General features: G+C 66.7%; 15 protein-coding genes. 10 read left to right on the forward strand and 5 right to left on the reverse strand.

Annotated features, from left to right (window positions below):
- Position 1: 1 nt before the first annotated feature.
- From ACSFA7_RS09000 to purT, 3 genes are all read right to left on the reverse strand, one after another.
- Positions 2 to 832: a helix-turn-helix domain-containing protein gene (locus ACSFA7_RS09000; RefSeq protein ID WP_435499060.1), complete on the reverse strand. Its 831-nt coding sequence runs from the start codon at positions 830 to 832 to the stop codon at positions 2 to 4.
- A 135-nt stretch (positions 833 to 967) separates the two neighbouring features.
- Complete coding sequence (locus ACSFA7_RS09005) at positions 968 to 1,909, reverse strand: alpha/beta hydrolase (protein ID WP_435499061.1); 942 nt, start codon at positions 1,907 to 1,909, stop codon at positions 968 to 970.
- 172 nt (positions 1,910 to 2,081) lie between these two features.
- Positions 2,082 to 3,284, reverse strand: coding sequence for a formate-dependent phosphoribosylglycinamide formyltransferase (purT, locus tag ACSFA7_RS09010; RefSeq protein ID WP_435499062.1), 1,203 nt, complete (start codon positions 3,282 to 3,284; stop codon positions 2,082 to 2,084).
- A 189-nt stretch (positions 3,285 to 3,473) separates the two neighbouring features.
- On the opposite strand from purT, the gene ACSFA7_RS09015 reads away from it, so the two are divergent.
- Genes ACSFA7_RS09015 through ACSFA7_RS09025 form a run of 3 tightly spaced genes read left to right on the forward strand, consistent with a single transcriptional unit; the run spans position 3,474 to position 6,527 of the window.
- Positions 3,474 to 4,322, forward strand: a complete 849-nt coding sequence (locus ACSFA7_RS09015; protein ID WP_435499063.1) for a 3-hydroxybutyryl-CoA dehydrogenase — start codon at positions 3,474 to 3,476, stop codon at positions 4,320 to 4,322.
- Between the two features lie 34 nt (positions 4,323 to 4,356).
- Complete coding sequence (locus ACSFA7_RS09020; RefSeq protein ID WP_435499064.1) at positions 4,357 to 5,172, forward strand: crotonase/enoyl-CoA hydratase family protein; 816 nt, start codon at positions 4,357 to 4,359, stop codon at positions 5,170 to 5,172.
- 29 nt (positions 5,173 to 5,201) lie between these two features.
- On the forward strand, positions 5,202 to 6,527 hold the full coding sequence (locus ACSFA7_RS09025; protein WP_435499065.1) for a serine hydrolase domain-containing protein: 1,326 nt from the start codon (positions 5,202 to 5,204) through the stop codon (positions 6,525 to 6,527).
- Positions 6,528 to 6,538: 11 nt separating this feature from the next.
- Here the strand turns inward: ACSFA7_RS09025 and ACSFA7_RS09030 are convergent, their stop codons facing one another.
- On the reverse strand, positions 6,539 to 7,315 hold the full coding sequence (locus tag ACSFA7_RS09030) for a type III pantothenate kinase (RefSeq protein WP_435499066.1): 777 nt from the start codon (positions 7,313 to 7,315) through the stop codon (positions 6,539 to 6,541).
- 134 nt (positions 7,316 to 7,449) lie between these two features.
- On the opposite strand from ACSFA7_RS09030, the gene lysM reads away from it, so the two are divergent.
- The 3 genes from lysM to ACSFA7_RS09045 all read left to right on the forward strand — a co-directional run bounded on the left by lysM (position 7,450) and on the right by ACSFA7_RS09045 (position 9,173).
- Positions 7,450 to 7,914, forward strand: a complete 465-nt coding sequence (gene lysM / locus ACSFA7_RS09035; RefSeq protein WP_435499067.1) for a peptidoglycan-binding protein LysM — start codon at positions 7,450 to 7,452, stop codon at positions 7,912 to 7,914.
- A 253-nt stretch (positions 7,915 to 8,167) separates the two neighbouring features.
- Entirely contained in the window at positions 8,168 to 8,776 is a 609-nt protein-coding gene (locus ACSFA7_RS09040) for a nucleotidyltransferase domain-containing protein (RefSeq protein WP_435499068.1), read from the forward strand.
- Positions 8,724 to 9,173, forward strand: a complete 450-nt coding sequence (locus ACSFA7_RS09045; protein WP_435499069.1) for a DNA-binding protein — start codon at positions 8,724 to 8,726, stop codon at positions 9,171 to 9,173. The genes ACSFA7_RS09040 and ACSFA7_RS09045 overlap by 53 nt, the downstream gene beginning before the upstream one ends.
- A 93-nt stretch (positions 9,174 to 9,266) precedes the next feature.
- Here ACSFA7_RS09045 and ACSFA7_RS09050 read toward each other — a convergent pair whose 3' ends face one another.
- A complete protein-coding gene (locus ACSFA7_RS09050) occupies positions 9,267 to 9,677 on the reverse strand; it encodes a rhodanese-like domain-containing protein (RefSeq protein WP_435499070.1) in 411 nt (136 codons plus the stop codon).
- A gap of 219 nt (positions 9,678 to 9,896) precedes the next feature.
- Between ACSFA7_RS09050 and ACSFA7_RS09055 the strand changes: the two genes are divergently transcribed.
- The 4 genes from ACSFA7_RS09055 (at position 9,897) to ACSFA7_RS09070 (ending at position 15,675) form a co-directional block, all read left to right on the forward strand.
- Positions 9,897 to 11,006, forward strand: a complete 1,110-nt coding sequence (locus ACSFA7_RS09055; RefSeq protein ID WP_435499071.1) for a TRAP transporter substrate-binding protein — start codon at positions 9,897 to 9,899, stop codon at positions 11,004 to 11,006.
- A 92-nt stretch (positions 11,007 to 11,098) separates the two neighbouring features.
- Positions 11,099 to 11,767 (forward strand): TRAP transporter small permease subunit, encoded by a 669-nt coding sequence (locus ACSFA7_RS09060; RefSeq protein ID WP_435499072.1) that lies wholly within the window; start codon positions 11,099 to 11,101, stop codon positions 11,765 to 11,767.
- Positions 11,764 to 13,713 (forward strand): TRAP transporter large permease, encoded by a 1,950-nt coding sequence (locus ACSFA7_RS09065; RefSeq protein ID WP_435499073.1) that lies wholly within the window; start codon positions 11,764 to 11,766, stop codon positions 13,711 to 13,713. Before ACSFA7_RS09060 ends, ACSFA7_RS09065 begins: the two co-directional genes overlap by 4 nt.
- 153 nt (positions 13,714 to 13,866) lie before the next feature.
- Positions 13,867 to 15,675 carry an ATP-binding response regulator gene (locus ACSFA7_RS09070; RefSeq protein WP_435499074.1) on the forward strand — a complete coding sequence of 603 codons (1,809 nt, stop codon included), beginning with the start codon at positions 13,867 to 13,869 and terminating at the stop codon, positions 15,673 to 15,675.

Raw genomic sequence — 15,675 nt, forward strand, 5'->3', positions numbered from 1 at the left:
CCTACTGCCGGAAGCCGCCGGCTGCGTCGTGCAGCGCGAGGCGGCGGGAGCCGGCCAGGATGTCGCTGGGCTTCAGGCCATAGACCTGGCGGATCGAGTGGCTGAAGTGCGTCGAATCGGGGTAGCCGGTGTCCAGCGCGATGTCGGTGAGCGTGGTGGTCTGGCGCACGTAGCGCAGCAGGCTGCGTGCGCGCTTCCAGGCCCGGAAGGCGCGGAAGGCCATGCCGGTTTCCTGCTTGAAGAGATGCAGGAAGCGCGAGAACGACAGGTGCACCGAAGCCGCGCAATCTTCGGCCGAGGCGGACGCGGCCGGGTCGGCGACGAGCGCGTCGATGACACGGCGGATGCGCGCATCGATCGCGCGCGGCGCGAGCGCCTCGCCGAAGAAGAGCGCATCGAAATCGAAGCCCTCGAAATCCGTGCCCCGTCCCGAGGCCGCGAGCAGGTGCGCATGGGCATCGCGCACGCGCTGCACGAAGGCCGGTGCATCGACCGGGCCGCAGTGCTGCAGGAAGGCGGGCATGCGCGCGGGATCGACCGACTCCGATTCGATCAGCAGGTTGAAGATCAGCGGATGCGCGCTCTCGACATGGTGCGGCACCTGCGGCGGCACCACGATGAGCTCGCCCGTCTGCCAGGCGCCGCCACCGATGCGGATGCGGATCGGTGAGACGCCCGCAGGCGACACATACACGCCGTGCCCACCCATCGTGCGCTCGGCGGCCGCGCCGAGCAGGCCGGCGTAGAACACGCGCTGCGGCGTGAGCCACATGAGGCGTTCGCCCTGCCGTGCGCCACCGTTGTCCGGGGGCGCATTACTCGCTCGCTGCATGGTGTTTGTCTCCTGCATCGGGTCTGGCCTGCCCTGCGGTGGGCGGCCTCGTGTTGGCTGGATCGTAGCGGCGCAACCCTGTTGCGCGGCATGCATTTGCGCGGGGACTTTCCCTAGTCCGCCCTCAGTTCGCCCTCACCTCATCGTGAACGCGCGATGCAACTCGGTGGCGCAAAGCGCGACTGCGGTGTTGGCCTCGTCGAGCACCTTGCCCATGGTGATGAAGCCGTGGATCTGGCGCTCGAAGCAGACGTAGTCCGCGCGGTTGCCGGCCGCGGTGAGGGCCTCCGCGTATGCGAGCCCCTCGTCGCGCAGCGGGTCGTAGCCGGCGGTGATCACAAGCGCGGGCGGCAGCTTCGAGAGGTCGGTGTGCAGCAGCGGCGAGGCACGCCAGTCGAGGTCGAGCTTCGCGTCGGTGATGTAGTGGTCGTGGAAGTACGTCATCGTGTCGCGGGTCAGCAGGTAGCCCTGCCCGTTCGCCTGGTGTGACGGGTGGCCGCGGCGCATGTCGGTGGCCGGGTAGATCAGCAGCTGGAAGGCGATGGGCAAATCGCCCGCATCGCGCGCCGCGATGGCGACCACGGCCGCGAGATTGCCGCCGGCGCTGTCGCCGCCCACGGCCATGCGGCTCGCGTCGAGCCCCAGCGTCGCGGCTTCGCGGCGCACCCAACGCGTGGCAGCCAGCACATCGTCGACGGCGGCGGGAAAGCGGTGCTCGGGCCCCATGCGGTAGTCGACCGCCACCACCGCGCAGCCCGCGCCGTTGGCCAGCTCCCGGCAGAGCACGTCGTGCGTGTCGAGGTCGCCGATGACCCAGCCACCGCCGTGGTAATACACCAGCACGGGCAACGGGCCGGCGTCGGAACCCAATGGCCGGTAAAGGCGCACCGGGATGGTGCCGTGCGGGCCGTCCGCTGCGAGGTCGCGCACCTCGGCCACTTCCGTGGGCAGCGGCTGCGTGGCGGCACGGCGCTCGCGGTAGAAAGCCCGCGCATCGACGGGCGAGAGCGTGTGGGTCGGCGGAATGCCGCGCGCCTCGATGAAGTCGAGCAAGGCGCGCGCCTGGGGATGCAGCATGGTGTCTCCGGTGGATCGAGCGGGCGCCCAGTGTGGAGCGCATCGCGCATGCGCGGTATCCGCATGCACCCGCCCCGCTTCGGCCTCCCGGCAAGACCCGCACCATGCCCGCACCCTTGCGGCGCGGCTTGCGAAAACTGGCTACGGCTGTCGCGTGCTGTCCCGAAAGAGCTCAGTCCTTGCGCGGCTTCACGCGTGACGCCGCTTCCTTGGCGAGCTTGCGGGCCGTGTCGGTGTCGGCCGCGTGCACCAGCGCCACGCCCATGCGGCGCTTGAGAAAGCTCTCGGGCTTGCCGAACAGGCGGATGTCGCTGCCGGGCACCTGCAGCGCCTCGGCCACGCCGTCGAAGGCGATGCCGGTGGCGTCGACGCCGCCGTAGATCACCGCGCTCGCGCCCGGGCTCTTGAGCGAGGTGTCGACCGGCAGGCCGAGGATGGCGCGCGCATGCAGCTCGAACTCGTTCTGCCATTGCGTGGCCATGGTGACCATGCCGGTGTCGTGCGGACGCGGGCTCACTTCGCTGAACCAGACCTCGTCGCCCTTCACGAACAGCTCGACGCCGAACAGGCCCTGGCCGCCGAGGTCGGCCGTCACGGCCTGGGCGATCTCTTGCGCTTTCTGCAGCGCGGCGGGCGCCATGGGATGCGGCTGCCAGCTTTCCACATAGTCGCCGCTCACCTGCACGTGGCCGATGGGGTTGCAGAACTTCGTCTCGACGGCACCGGCCGCGTCTTTCGCGCGCACGGTCAGCAGCGTGATCTCGTAGTCGAAGTCGATGAAGCCCTCGACGATCACGCGGCCATGGCTCACGCGACCGCCGGCCATGGCGTAGTCCCAGGCCTTCTGCACGTCGGCGGGGCCGTCGATCTTGCTCTGGCCCTTGCCGGAGCTGCTCATCACAGGCTTGACGATGCAGGGGTAGCCGATGCCCGCATCGATCGCGGCCTGCAGCTCGGCCAGCGAGTCGCAGAACTTGTAGGGGCTGGTGGGCACGCCCAGCGTCTCGGCGGCCAGGCGGCGGATGCCTTCGCGGTCCATCGTGAGGCGGGCGGCGCGGGCCGTGGGAATCACGCGCACGACGCCCGCGTCTTCCAGCGCCTGCAGCGTTTGCGTGGCGATGGCCTCGATCTCGGGCACCACGAGCATGGGCTTCTCGGCCTCTATCAATGCCTTCAACTGCTCGGGGTCGCTCATGGTGATGGTGCGCGCGTGGTGCGCCACCTGCTGGCCGGGCGCGTTCTCGTAGCGGTCCACCGCGATGGTCTCGACGCCGAGGCGCTGCAGGGCGATCAGCACCTCCTTGCCGAGTTCGCCGGAGCCGAGCAGCATCACGCGGGTGGCGGAGGGGGAAAGGGGGGTGCCGAGGGTGGTCATGGTCGAAGTCGAAAAGAGAGAAGAAAAAGCAACCGCCGCACTGTAAGCCACCGGTGGGGCGCCGGTGTCGCGTGCGGTAACGGCGCGCCCGCGAGGCTGCTTCACAATCGATGTCCTCTGCCGCGGCGGCGGCCCTGGCGCCCCGCGCGCTCCCCCTTTTCTTTTTTTGTACTTCCAAGGAGTTTTCTCATGACGATCCAGACCGTCGGCATCATCGGCGCCGGAACGATGGGCAATGGCATTGCGCAGGCCTGCGCGGTGTCCGGCGTCAATGTGGTGATGATCGACGTGGCCCAGGCCGCCGTCGACAAGGGCCTCGCCACCATCTCGGGCAGCCTCGACCGGCTCATCAAGAAAGAAAAGCTCACCACCGAGCAGAAGGCTGCAGCGCTTGCGCTGATCAAGGGCTCGACCAACTACGACGACCTCAAGGGCGCGCAACTCGTCATCGAGGCGGCCACCGAGAACCACGCGCTCAAGCTCAAGATCCTGAAGCAGGTCGACGAACTGCTCGCGCCTGAGGTGATCGTCGCGTCGAACACCTCGTCGATCTCGATCACGCAGCTGGCCGCAGCCACCTCGCGCCCCGACCGCTTCATCGGCATGCACTTCTTCAACCCGGTGCCGATGATGGCGCTGGTGGAACTGATCCGCGGCTACCTCACGAGCGACGCCACGCACGACGCCGTCAAGGCACTGGCCGAGAAGCTGGGCAAGTCGCCGATCACGGTGAAGAACGCGCCGGGCTTCGTGGTCAACCGCATCCTGGTGCCGATGATCAACGAGGCCTTCTTCGTGCTCGCCGAAGGCATCGCCACGGCCGAGGACATCGACGCCGGCATGAAGCTGGGCTGCAACCAGCCCATCGGCCCGCTGGCGCTGGCGGACATGATCGGCCTGGACGTGTGCCTGGCCGTGATGGAGGTCTACCTCGAGCAGTTCGGCGACTCCAAGTACCGCCCTTGCCCGCTGCTCAAGGAAATGGTCGCGGCCGGCCAGCTGGGCCGCAAGACAGGCCGCGGCGTGTACACGTACTGAGTCGGCGTTCCATAAAAACAAGGAGACAAACGCCATGACCGCCACGCCCACCACCCCGCCCGCAGAAGGCTGCATCGACACCCAGGTGCTCGGCCACGTGCTCTTGATCGGCATCAACCGCCCGGCCAAGCGCAACGGCTGGACGCCGCCGATGTTCAAGCAACTGGCCGAGGCCTACACCCGGCTGGACGACGACCCGACCCTGCGCGTGGGCGTGCTGCATGCCTTCGGCGACCACTTCACCGCGGGCCTGGACCTGCCCGCGGTCACCGAGTACATGAAGCGCGGCGAGAAAGCGATTCCCACCGGCCTGGTGGAACCGCACGACTTCGGACTGCCTGACTACCGCCGCCGCACCAAGCCGATGGTGGTGGCGGTGAAGGGCATCTGCTTCACGGTCGGCATCGAGCTGATGCTGGGCGCGGACATCGTGGTGGCCGCCGACAACTGCCGCTTCTCGCAGATGGAAGTGCAGCGCGGCATCATGGCCACAGGCGGTGCCACGCTGCGCATGGCCGAGCGCGCGGGCGTGGGCAATGCGATGCTGCACCTGCTCACGGCCGACGAGTTCGACAGCGCCGAGGCGTACCGCCTGAACTTCGTGCAGAAGGTGGTGCCGGCCGGGCAGGAGCTCGACGCGGCACTGGCCATTGCGCAGCGCATCGCGGCGCAAGCGCCGCTCGCGGTCGTGGCTACGCGGCTCAACGTGATCAAGGCCGTGGAGCAAGGGCCGCTCGCGGCGGTGTCGGAATTCATCGAAACGCAGAAGCGCCTCTCGAACAGCGAGGACGCGGCCGAAGGCGTGCGCTCCTTCGTGGAGCGGCGCCCTGCGCGCTTCAGCGGTCGTTGATGATGAATTCCACCGGGGCCTTTGTGACCATGTCTTTCTTCCAACGCGCGGCGCTCGCCGCCGCCTCCACACTGCTTGCCGTGAACACCTCCATTGCACAGACGCCCGCGCCCGCCGCGCTGCCCGACCCCGCGGCCACCTCGGTCGACGCGCTCGGCTGGATGAAGGGCTTTCCGCCGCCGCCCGACAAGCAGATCACCTTCGACAACCCGGCCGGCGGCGTGTTTCCGCGCACGCGCTGGAGCTTCTCGCACGTGCGCGAGACGGTGCCCACGGCCAACGTGTGGCGCGGCAGCGGCGCAGCGAGCCCGCTGCCTGCGGCGCCGCGCAACGACCTCGAAGCCGTCACCTTCAAGCCGCTCGGCAGCGAAGAGACGGTGACCTTCGCGCAGATGATCCCGCGCACCTACACCGACGGTATCCTGGTGATGCACCGCGGCCGCGTGGTCTACGAGAAGTACTTCGGCGCGCTCACGCCCGAGCGCCCGCACATCGCGATGTCGGTGACCAAGTCCTTTGTCGGCACGCTGTCGGCGATCCTCGCGGACGAGGGCAAGCTCGATCCGTCGGCGCCGGTCACCAAGTACCTGCCCGAACTCAAGGACACGGCGTACGGCGACGCCACCGTGCGCCAGGTGATGGACATGACCATCGGCGTGCACTACTCGGAAAACTACGCCGACCCGAAGGCCGAAATCTGGGACTACGCACGCGCCGGCGGCATGCTGACGCAAGGGCCGAACTACACGGGCCCCAAGTCGTTCTACGAATTCCTCGTGACGCTCAAGAAGGAAGGCGCGCACGACACCGCCTTCGCCTACAAGACGGTGAACGCCGAGGTGCTCGCGTGGATCCTGCGACGCGCCAGCAACCAGTCACTGGCCGACCTGTTGAGCGAGAAGATCTGGCGCCGCATCGGCGCCGAGCAGGACGCCTACTTCATGGTTGACCGCATCGGCACCGAGTCGGGCGGCGGCGGGTTGAACACGGTACTGCGCGACCTCGCGCGCTTCGGCGAGACGATGCGCAACGGCGGGCGCGCGCCCAACGGGCAGCAGGCGTTTCCGAAGGCCGTGGTCGAAGACATCCAGCGCAGCGGCGACCCCGCCAAGTTCGCCAAGGCGGGCTACGCGCTGCTGCCGGGCTGGTCGTACCGCAACATGTGGTGGGTGTCGAACAACCCGCATGGCGCGTACATGGCGCGCGGCATCCACGGCCAGAGCATCTATGTCGACCCGAAGGCGGAGATGGTGATCGTGCGCTACGCGGCGCACCCGATCGCTGCGAATGGGGGGAACGATCCGCTCACGCTGCCGGCATTCCAGGCGGTGGCCGAGGCGCTCATGCGCCCCTGAGCCTTTTCAGCTCAGACGACGGCGCGCTCGCGAGCGATCACGAGCAGGCCGTCCATGATCAGACTCTCGACCAGCTCGAAGTGCCCGTTCATGACGGGCGCCATCTTCCAGCCCGCGCCGCCCGTCATGTAGCAGGCCGGCTCGGCGCCGCAGTGCGAACGCACATGCTGCACCATGCGCTCGACCGCGCCCGCGATGGCGTAGGTGCCGCCGCTGGTGAGAGCGTCGCTGGTGTTGGTGGGAAATTCGCGCACCTCGCCGGTCGGCACATGCAGGCCCGCGGTGCCCGACTCCAGCGCGCGCAGCATGATGCCGTGACCCGGCAGGATCAACCCGCCGAGGAACTTGCCGCTGGCGTCGATCGCCTCCACCGTGACGGCCGTGCCGATCAGCACCACCACCATCGGCCGCGCCGGCCCTTGCGCGAGCATGCGGTGCCGCGCGCCGATCATCGCCACGAAGCGGTCGGCGCCCAAGCGCGTGGGATGGTCGTAGCCGTTGACGATGCCCGCCTCGCCCGCGCTCGACACCACCCAGCGCGGCGCGCAATCGAAGCGCTCGACGATCTGCTCTTCGGCGCGGCGCCGCAGGGTGTCGCCGGCCACCACGCAGCCGAGCATGGAGCTGGGTGCAGGCAGGTCGGCCCAGGGGCCGTCCGCGAGGCGTTCGATGTGGTCCAGGAACTCCGCGCCCGAGGCCTGCAACGCGGCGCCCGGATGCGCCCCGTCGTAGAGCGCCCATTTGAGGCGGGTGTTGCCGATGTCGATTGCGAGGAAGGGGGATGCCATGCGCGGGATTATTGCGACTTTGTGGTTATTCCTGCTGGCGCGTGCGTCGCATACGCGGCTTGGGCCTACGCGGGCCTGCGGTGTTCCACCGCTACATTCGCAAATTCCATCCACCACGGCACAAGGAGAACACCATGGGATTGCTCAGTTTCATCAAGGAAGCCGGTGAAAAACTGTTCGGCGGCTCGTCGGCCCAGGCGGCCACGCCCGATGCGAACACGGCGGCCGCAGCCGCCATCAAGACCTACATCGAGACACAGAACCTCGGCCTCACCGGACTCGAAGTAACCTACGCCGCCAGCACCGGCGTGGTGACCCTCGCAGGCCAGGCGCCCTCGCAGGAAGCCAGCGAGAAAGCCGCGCTCGCCGCAGGCAACGTGGCCAACGTGACGAGCGTGGACAACAACCTCGTCGCACCCGCCGCGCCGCCCGCGCAGTACCACGACGTGGTCAAAGGCGACACGCTCTCGGCCATCTCCAAGAAGTACTACGGCGACGCCAACAAGTACAACGCGATCTTCGAGGCGAACAAGCCGATGCTGTCGCATCCGGACAAGATCTATCCGGGGCAGAAGCTGCGGATTCCGGCGCTGAGCTGATCTTTCGAGACTCCTATAAGAAAAGGCTCACGGCGTGCCCGTGGGCCTTTTTGCTTTTTGCTTTTTGCTTTTTGCTTTTTGCTTTTTGCTTTTTGCTTTTTGCTTTTTGCTTTTTGCTTTTTGCTCGCCGTCATACGGCATGGGCTCTCGCAGCAGTGGCCTTGCCGGGCCGCACCGCACTCGATGTTGCAGGCTTGTCTAATGTCGCCTTATTAGCAACAATCGTCGCCCAATGAGCAACGATTCTTCCCTCATGGACCTCCTGTTCCCCGCCGCGCGGCAGCGCGCGCTGGCAGTGCTGCTGCTGCAGCCGCAGTCGGCCTTTCATTTGCGGGAGCTTGCGCGCCTGACCGACAGCCATGCGGGCACGCTGGCGCGGGAGGTGGACAAGCTGGCGCGCACCGGCCTGCTGCTGCGCAGCGAACAAGGTAATCAGGTGCGCTACAAGGCCAACACGAGCCACCCTCTGTTCGACGATCTGGCGGCAATGTTTCGCAAGACGCATGGCGTGGTGCCGGCTGTGCGCGAAGCGCTGGCGCCGCTGGATGCGCAGATCCAATTGGCGCTGGTATTCGGCTCGGTGGCGCGCGGCACGCCCTCGCCGGGCAGCGATGTGGACCTGCTGGTGCTGGGCAGCGTGGATTTCATGACGCTGGCACAGGCGGTGTTTCCTCTGCATGCGGCGCTGGGCCGTGAAGTAAACACGGTGCTCTATACATCCGAGGAGTTTGCGCAGCGCGCGCGCGATGGCGATGCATTTGCGCGCGACATACTGGCCAAACCAAAATTGCTTGTGAAGGGAGGAGCCGATGAGCTTGCAGAACTTGCTGGCGATCGGGCGGCTGCAGGCCCATCAGCCTGACGCCGCGGGCATCGCCAAATTGCTTCAGGCCGCGCGACGAAATCTGACCGACGCGCATATTGCACAACTCAGCACCGACAACCGATTCGATGCGGCCTACAAATGCATCATGCAATGCGCGATGCTGGCTTTGTGGGCCAACGGCTACCGCACGTCCACCAGCCAGCCCGGCCACCACCAGACGGCCATCCAGAGCCTGGGCCTGACGATGGGTGTGGCACAGCCGCAGATCATCGTGCTCGATGCACTGCGCCGGCAACGCAATGTGAGTGACTATGAAGGTGACCCGGTTTCCACCGCCACGCTGCAAGCCTGCATCGACCAGGCCGCGCAATTGCTGGCCGGCGCCGAAGCCTGGCTCCGCGCCAATCGACCCGATCTCCTGAGCCCGCAGTGAACACCGACATCGAGAAACGCTTTCTCTTCTAGAGCGGATCGTTCCGTTGCTCGGCTTTGGCCGCGAACGCGACACCGGGGACCTGACGCGGGCTCAGTTCTGCTTCCAGGGCAGCCCACGCTTGCGCCAGCCGCCGATCTGCCCGCGGTGCCCGCTCTCATCCGGATTCCCTTCGAAGCCTTCGAGGATGTTGTAAGCCTCCAGCCCCAGCTCAGTGGCGCGCTTCGCAGCCGCAATGGAACGCACACCGCTGCGGCACAACAGCACCAGCTTCTTGCCGCCTTCACCGGCAGCACGCGCGCCATCGTCGAACCCCGGGTTCATCGCCATGCCCGGCCATTGCTTCCACGCCAGCGGCACTGAGCCGGGCACATAGCCGACCCACTCGCGCTCGGCATCGGTGCGCACGTCGACCAGCACGGCCTCGCCGCTCGCGAGCCACTCTGCGGCCTGCTCGGGCGTCACGTCGCCGGCATAGCCCTTTTCACCAACGGGTTCAGTCATTTCTTTGCTTCCTTCCATTTCATTAGGGTTACCTCGCGGGCCGCCGCATCTTTACCTTGCCTGAAGCCCGCCGGATGGTGGAATTTTTCACCAGTTCGTGAAAACCCTGTTTGTCACGTTTTCGCGCGCGCCAAAGATCGGGCTTGGGCCTGTCAAACATAACTCGAAGAGGCGGGCAGGGTTTTTCGGTCAGTCAGAACTTGTATGGAGAGAGACAACATGACAGAGAGCAAATCACCCCGCCGCCGCAACCTTCTGAAGGGTGCCGCCGTGGCCGCAGGCGCCATGTCGGCGCCGATGGTCAGCATGGCCCAGACCACCTCGCTGCGCTTCCAGAGCACCTGGCCGGCGAAGGACATCTTCCACGAGTACGCCAACGACTTCGCCAAGAAGGTGAACGACATGGCCGGCGGCCGCCTGAAGATCGAGGTGCTGCCGTCCGGGGCGGTGGTGCCCGCGTTCCAGCTGCTGGAGGCAGTGAACAAGGGCACGCTCGACGGCGGCCACGGCGTGGTGGCGTACCACTACGGCAAGAACTCCGCGCTCGCGCTCTGGGGTTCGGGTCCGGGCTTCGGCATGGATGCCAACACCGTGCTGGCCTGGCACAACTACGGCGGCGGCAAGGCGTTGCTCGAGGAGATCTACAAGAGCCTGAACATGGAGGTGGTGTCGTACCTCTACGGCCCGATGCCCACGCAGCCGCTCGGCTGGTTCAAGAAGCCGGTGGCCAAGGTGGAAGACATGAAGGGCCTGAAGTTCCGCACCGTCGGGCTGGCCGTGGACATGTTCACCGAGATGGGCACCGCGGTGAACCCGCTGCCCGGGGGCGAGATCGTGCCCGCACTCGACCGCGGTCTGATCGATGCGGCCGAGTTCAACAACGCCTCGAGCGACCGCGTGCTCGGCTTCCCCGACGTGGTGAAGAACTGCATGCTGCAGAGCTTCCACCAGTCGGGCGAGCAGTTCGAGGTGCTGTTCAACAAGGGCAAGTACGCCGGGCTGTCGCAGGAGCTGCGCTCGATCATCGACTACGCCGTGCAGGCCGCGAGCGCCGACATGAGCTGGAAGGCGGTGCAGCGCAACTCGCAGGACTATGCGGACATGAAGAAGGCCGGCATCAAGTTCTACAAGACGCCCGATGCGGTGCTGCGCGCGCAGCTCGCGGCGTGGGACAAGACGGTGGAGAAGAAGGCCGGAGAGAACCCGCTCTTCAAGAAGGTGCTGGATTCGCAGCGCGTGTTCGCCGAACGTGCGCTGCAGTGGCAGAACGACTACGGCGTCGATTTCAAGATGGCCTACAACCACTACTTCAGCAAAAAGAAGTCCTGAGCGAGATCTGCCGATGACGGTTCGCGCCAGCCATCCGGAACGCTCCGGATGGCTGGCTTTCTGATGCGTGCTTTTCTGCCTGCCATGCTTTCATGACCATCCAACGTTTCCTCCACGCCGTCGACCGGTTCAGCATGGTCGTGGGCAAGACCTTCTCGTGGCTCATCGTCGCGCTGATGCTGCTGGTGTGCGGCGAGGTCTTCAAGCGCTATGCGCTCAACGCGCCCACCGCCTGGATCTTCGATGCCAACAACATGCTCTACGGCACGCTCTTCATGATGGGCGGCGCCTACACGCTCTCGCAGGCCGGCCATGTGCGCGGTGATTTCTTCTACGGCAGCATGAAGCCGCGCACGCAGGCTGCGCTCGACCTCGTGCTGTTCGCGGTCTTCTTTCTCCCCGGCGTGGTGGCGCTCACCTGGTCGGGCTGGACCTATTTCGGCGAATCGCTCGCGATGCGCGAGCAGACTTTCAATGCCGACCCCATTCCCGTCTATCCCTTCAAGTTCGTGATCCCCGTGGCCGGCGCGGTGCTGCTGGTGCAGGGCATCGCGGAGATGGTGCGCTGCGCGCTGTGCCTGAAGACCGGCGTGTGGACGCCGCGGCTGAAGGATGCCGAAGAGATGGACGTGGTCGGTGAACAGCTCGCCGGCAGCAGCTACGTCGACGAAGCCGACAAGCGCGAGGTGATCGACAGGGCCAAGTCCATCGAGCAGGCTGCGCAGCAGCGCAAGAGCGACTCGACGGGAGGCGCGGTATGAGCGAGCCTGCACTCGGCATGCTGATGCTCGGCCTGATCGTGGTCGTGATCATGCTCGGCTTCCCCACGGCGTTCACGCTGATGGGCCTGGGCATGTTCTTCGGCTTCATCGCCTTCTACGACCCCGCCTCGCCCTGGCTGGACAACAAGGTCTTCGACCTGATGGTGCAGCGCGCCTTCGGCGCCATGACCAACGAGACGCTGCTGTCCATCCCGCTCTTCGTTCTGATGGGCTATGTGATGGAGCGCGGCGCGCTGGTGGACAAGATGTTCCACAGCGTGCAGCTCGCGTTCCGCCGCGTGCCGGGCTCGCTTGCGGTGACGACGTTGATCGTGTGCACCTTCTGGGGCATCGCAAGCGGCCTGGTCGGTGCGGTGGTCGTGTTGATGGGCGTGATCGCAATGCGGCCGATGCTCAACGCGGGCTACGACACGCGGCTTGCCGCCGGCGTGATCACGGCCGGCGGCACGCTCGGCATCTTGATCCCGCCCTCGGTGATGATCATCGTGTACGCAGCCGTCGCCGGGCAGTCGGTGGTGAAGCTCTATGCGGCCGCGATGTTCCCGGGCTTCTTCCTCGCCTTCCTGTATCTGATCTACGTCATCGGCTGGGCCGTGCTGCAGCCGAAGGTCGCACCCAAGCTGCCGCCCGACAAGCAGCGCGCACCGATCACGCCATGGGTCGCGCACATCGCGGCCAGCTATTCGCCGCGCATGCTGCCCGCTCTGTTCGCGGCGGTGGTATCGCCGGCGCGCGCGCTGCGTGGCGCGGCCGAGGGCGTGCGCATCACCTGGTGGATGCTGCTGCGCAGCCTGCTGAACGCACTGGTGCCGCTGGCGCTGGCCGCGGCGACGCTGGGCTCGGTGTGGTGGTACGTGACGATCTACTCGCAGAAGGACAACAACGCGCCGGTGGTGGCGGAGCAGCAGGCGACGCAGAAAACCGCGGGAGCAGCCGCGACGCTGCCCGAGGCGTCCTCGTCTGCTTCCTCCGAAAGCGGCACAGGCCTCGCCGAACCGCCGACCGACGACGCGCCGAAGGAAGCCGGATCGGACAGCGGCCTTCAGGAGCCGCCCGGCGGCGTCGAGGAGCCACCCGGCAGCGAAACCGCTTCACCGCCATCCACCGCAGAGGGCGGACTTCAACAGCTCGGCGAAGCGGTCGAAGCACCGAAGACTGCCGCCGTGCCCGATGCCTTCTACACCGGCTTCCTGCTCGCCAGCCTCTTCACGCTCGCACTGCTCGGCTGGTACTACTGGCGCATGGACGCGGAGCAGTTCGAGATCCTGCGCATGCTGGTGTCGTCGGTGATGCCGCTCGCCACGCTCACGCTGGTCGTGCTGGGCGTGATCCTGTTCGGCATCACGACCGCCACCGAGTCGGCGGCGGTCGGCGCGGCCGGGGCATTCCTGATGGCATGGCAGGCCGGCACGCTGGACTTCAAGAAGACCAAGGAAGCGGTCTTCCTCACGCTCAAGACCACCTCGATGGTGTGCTGGCTGTTCGTGGGATCGGCGCTGTTCTCGGCGGTGTTCGCGCTGCTGGGCGGGCAACGCATCATCGAGGAGTGGGTGCTGGGCATGAACCTGTCGCCGCTGCAGTTCCTGCTGCTGTCGCAGGCGATCATCTTCATCCTCGGCTGGCCGCTGGAGTGGACCGAGATCATCGTGATCTTCGTGCCCATCTTCCTGCCGCTGCTCGCGCACTTCCAGATCGATCCGCTGCTCTTCGGCGTGCTGGTGTTCGTGAACCTGCAGGCGGCCTTCCTCTCGCCGCCGGTGGCGATGTCGGCCTTCTATCTGAAAGGGGTGTCGCCTTCGCATGTGACGATCAACCAGATATTCGCCGGGATGATGCCGTACATGCTGATCGTGATCCTGTGCATGGTGTTCATGTACATCTGGCCGGGATTGACGTTGTGGCTGCCGCAGTACCTGTACGGCTGAACGCAAGGAACCCATCGCGTCATCAGGTAACGGCACGGGACCGCGCAGGGTCCATCCGGCTCGGCGAGCAGGCCGTGTGAGGTTGTGCACTGGCCCCCGAAGCGCCGGTGCCGCCTATGATGCGGGCCGGGACCGCCCGCAGGGAAACAGAGCATGAACGACAGGACGCCGCCGAGGTATCTCGCGCTGGACACCGCGCTCGAGATGCGCGTGCTGCGCGAGCACCTGGCCTCGGTGTATGCCGGACACACGACGGCCATCGCGGCGCACGGCGGCTTCGCCATCGCGATCGGCGTCTTCGGCTACCTCAACGTGGCCCCCGTCCATCGCCCGCTGGTGCTGTGCCTGATCGCGGCGATCGTCCTGATGGACCTGTATGCCCTGCTCGCTCCGCGCTGGACCCCGGACGTGCCCCCGGAAAAAAGCCGCCACTGGGCGCGCAAGTACACGCTCCTGATCACGCTGATGAGCACGATGACGGCCCCGTGCAGTCTCTTTCTCGTGCTCATCCAGAGTCCGGCGGTCACCACTTTCGTGACGGTCGTGATCATGGGCAGCTGGACCCGTGCCGTGCAGGCGCGCTGGCCGCTGAAGGCCGCGATGTTCGGCTACGGCATTCCGATGATGAGCGCGCTCGTCGTGGCATTGGCCTGGTGCGGCGGCATGCTGAACTGGTTTCTCGCCGCCTTCTGTGCCGCCAATCTGGTGCTCACGCTGCGCGAGGGCGTCAAGCAGAACAGGCGCCTGACCGCTTCGCTGATCCTGCAGTTCGAGAACGAGGCGCTGGCGGCCCAGTTGCGCGAGCAGGTGGCGGCGACCGAGCGCGCAAGCGCCGAGAAGACCCGCTTCCTGGCCGCGGCAAGCCATGACCTGCGCCAGCCGATGCATGCCATCGCCCTGTTCGGCGCGGCGCTGGGCAACACCTTGCAGCAGCGGCCCGAGATCCGGAGCGTCGAGCGCATGATGCGCGCGGTCGATGCGCTGGGCGCCTCGCTGGACACCATGCTCGACATCTCCCGCCTCGATGCCGGCGTGGTCCAGTCGGCGCCCCGCGCACTGGAACTCGATGCCTTGCTGATCCCGCTGCACCACACCTTCTCGGCGCATGCCGAACGCAAGCACCTGCAGTTGCGCGTGCGCGCCAGCGGCCTGTGGGTACACAGCGATCTGCAGCTGCTGTATCGCATGCTCTCGAACCTCGTCGACAACGCGCTGAAATACACCATGAGAGGGGGCGTCACCGTGATCGCGCGGATGCGCGGCGACGACGCGTGGATCGAGGTGCGCGACACCGGCATCGGCATTGCGCCGGAACAGCTGGACCGCATCTTCGAGGAGTTCTACCAGGTCGACAACCTCGGGCGCGACCGCTCCCGAGGCCTGGGCATCGGGCTGTCGATTGTCAAGCGCCTCTCCCGGTTGCTCGGGCACCGCATCGAGGTGCGCTCCCTCCCCGGACGCGGCACGCGCTTTCGCGTCGTGGTGCCCATGGCGCGGCCGTCCGAAGCGTCGCCGGGCGTTTTCCGTCTGCGCGACCTCGAAGTGCAGGCGCGCCCTCGCCTCGAGGCGCCGGGCCTGCGGGGGCGCATCCTGCTGATCGACGACGAGGAAGAGATTCGCGAGGCGATGACCGAGCTCATGAGCGCCTACGGCATCGACGTCGCGGCCGTGGCCGGAGAAGCCGAGGCCGAAGCGCTGTTGACGCATCCGGACGCGCGCGCCCGTCCGATCACGCTGCTGATGTGCGACTACCGACTGTCGAGCGGTGTGGACGGATTGGAGGTGGGCCTGCGCCTGCGGGAAAGGTACCGGCTCGACGCCCCGATGCTGCTGATCACCGGCGAAACCGCGCCCGACCGGCTGCAGCGGGTGCGCGCGTCGGGCGTACCGGTGCTGTTCAAGCCGGTGAGCGCGGCGACGCTGATGCATGCAATGGCCGAGCTCTTTCCCGCGGAGGTCTAG

This window comes from Variovorax trehalosi, from assembly GCF_051216415.1.
Lineage (GTDB): Bacteria > Pseudomonadota > Gammaproteobacteria > Burkholderiales > Burkholderiaceae_C > Variovorax.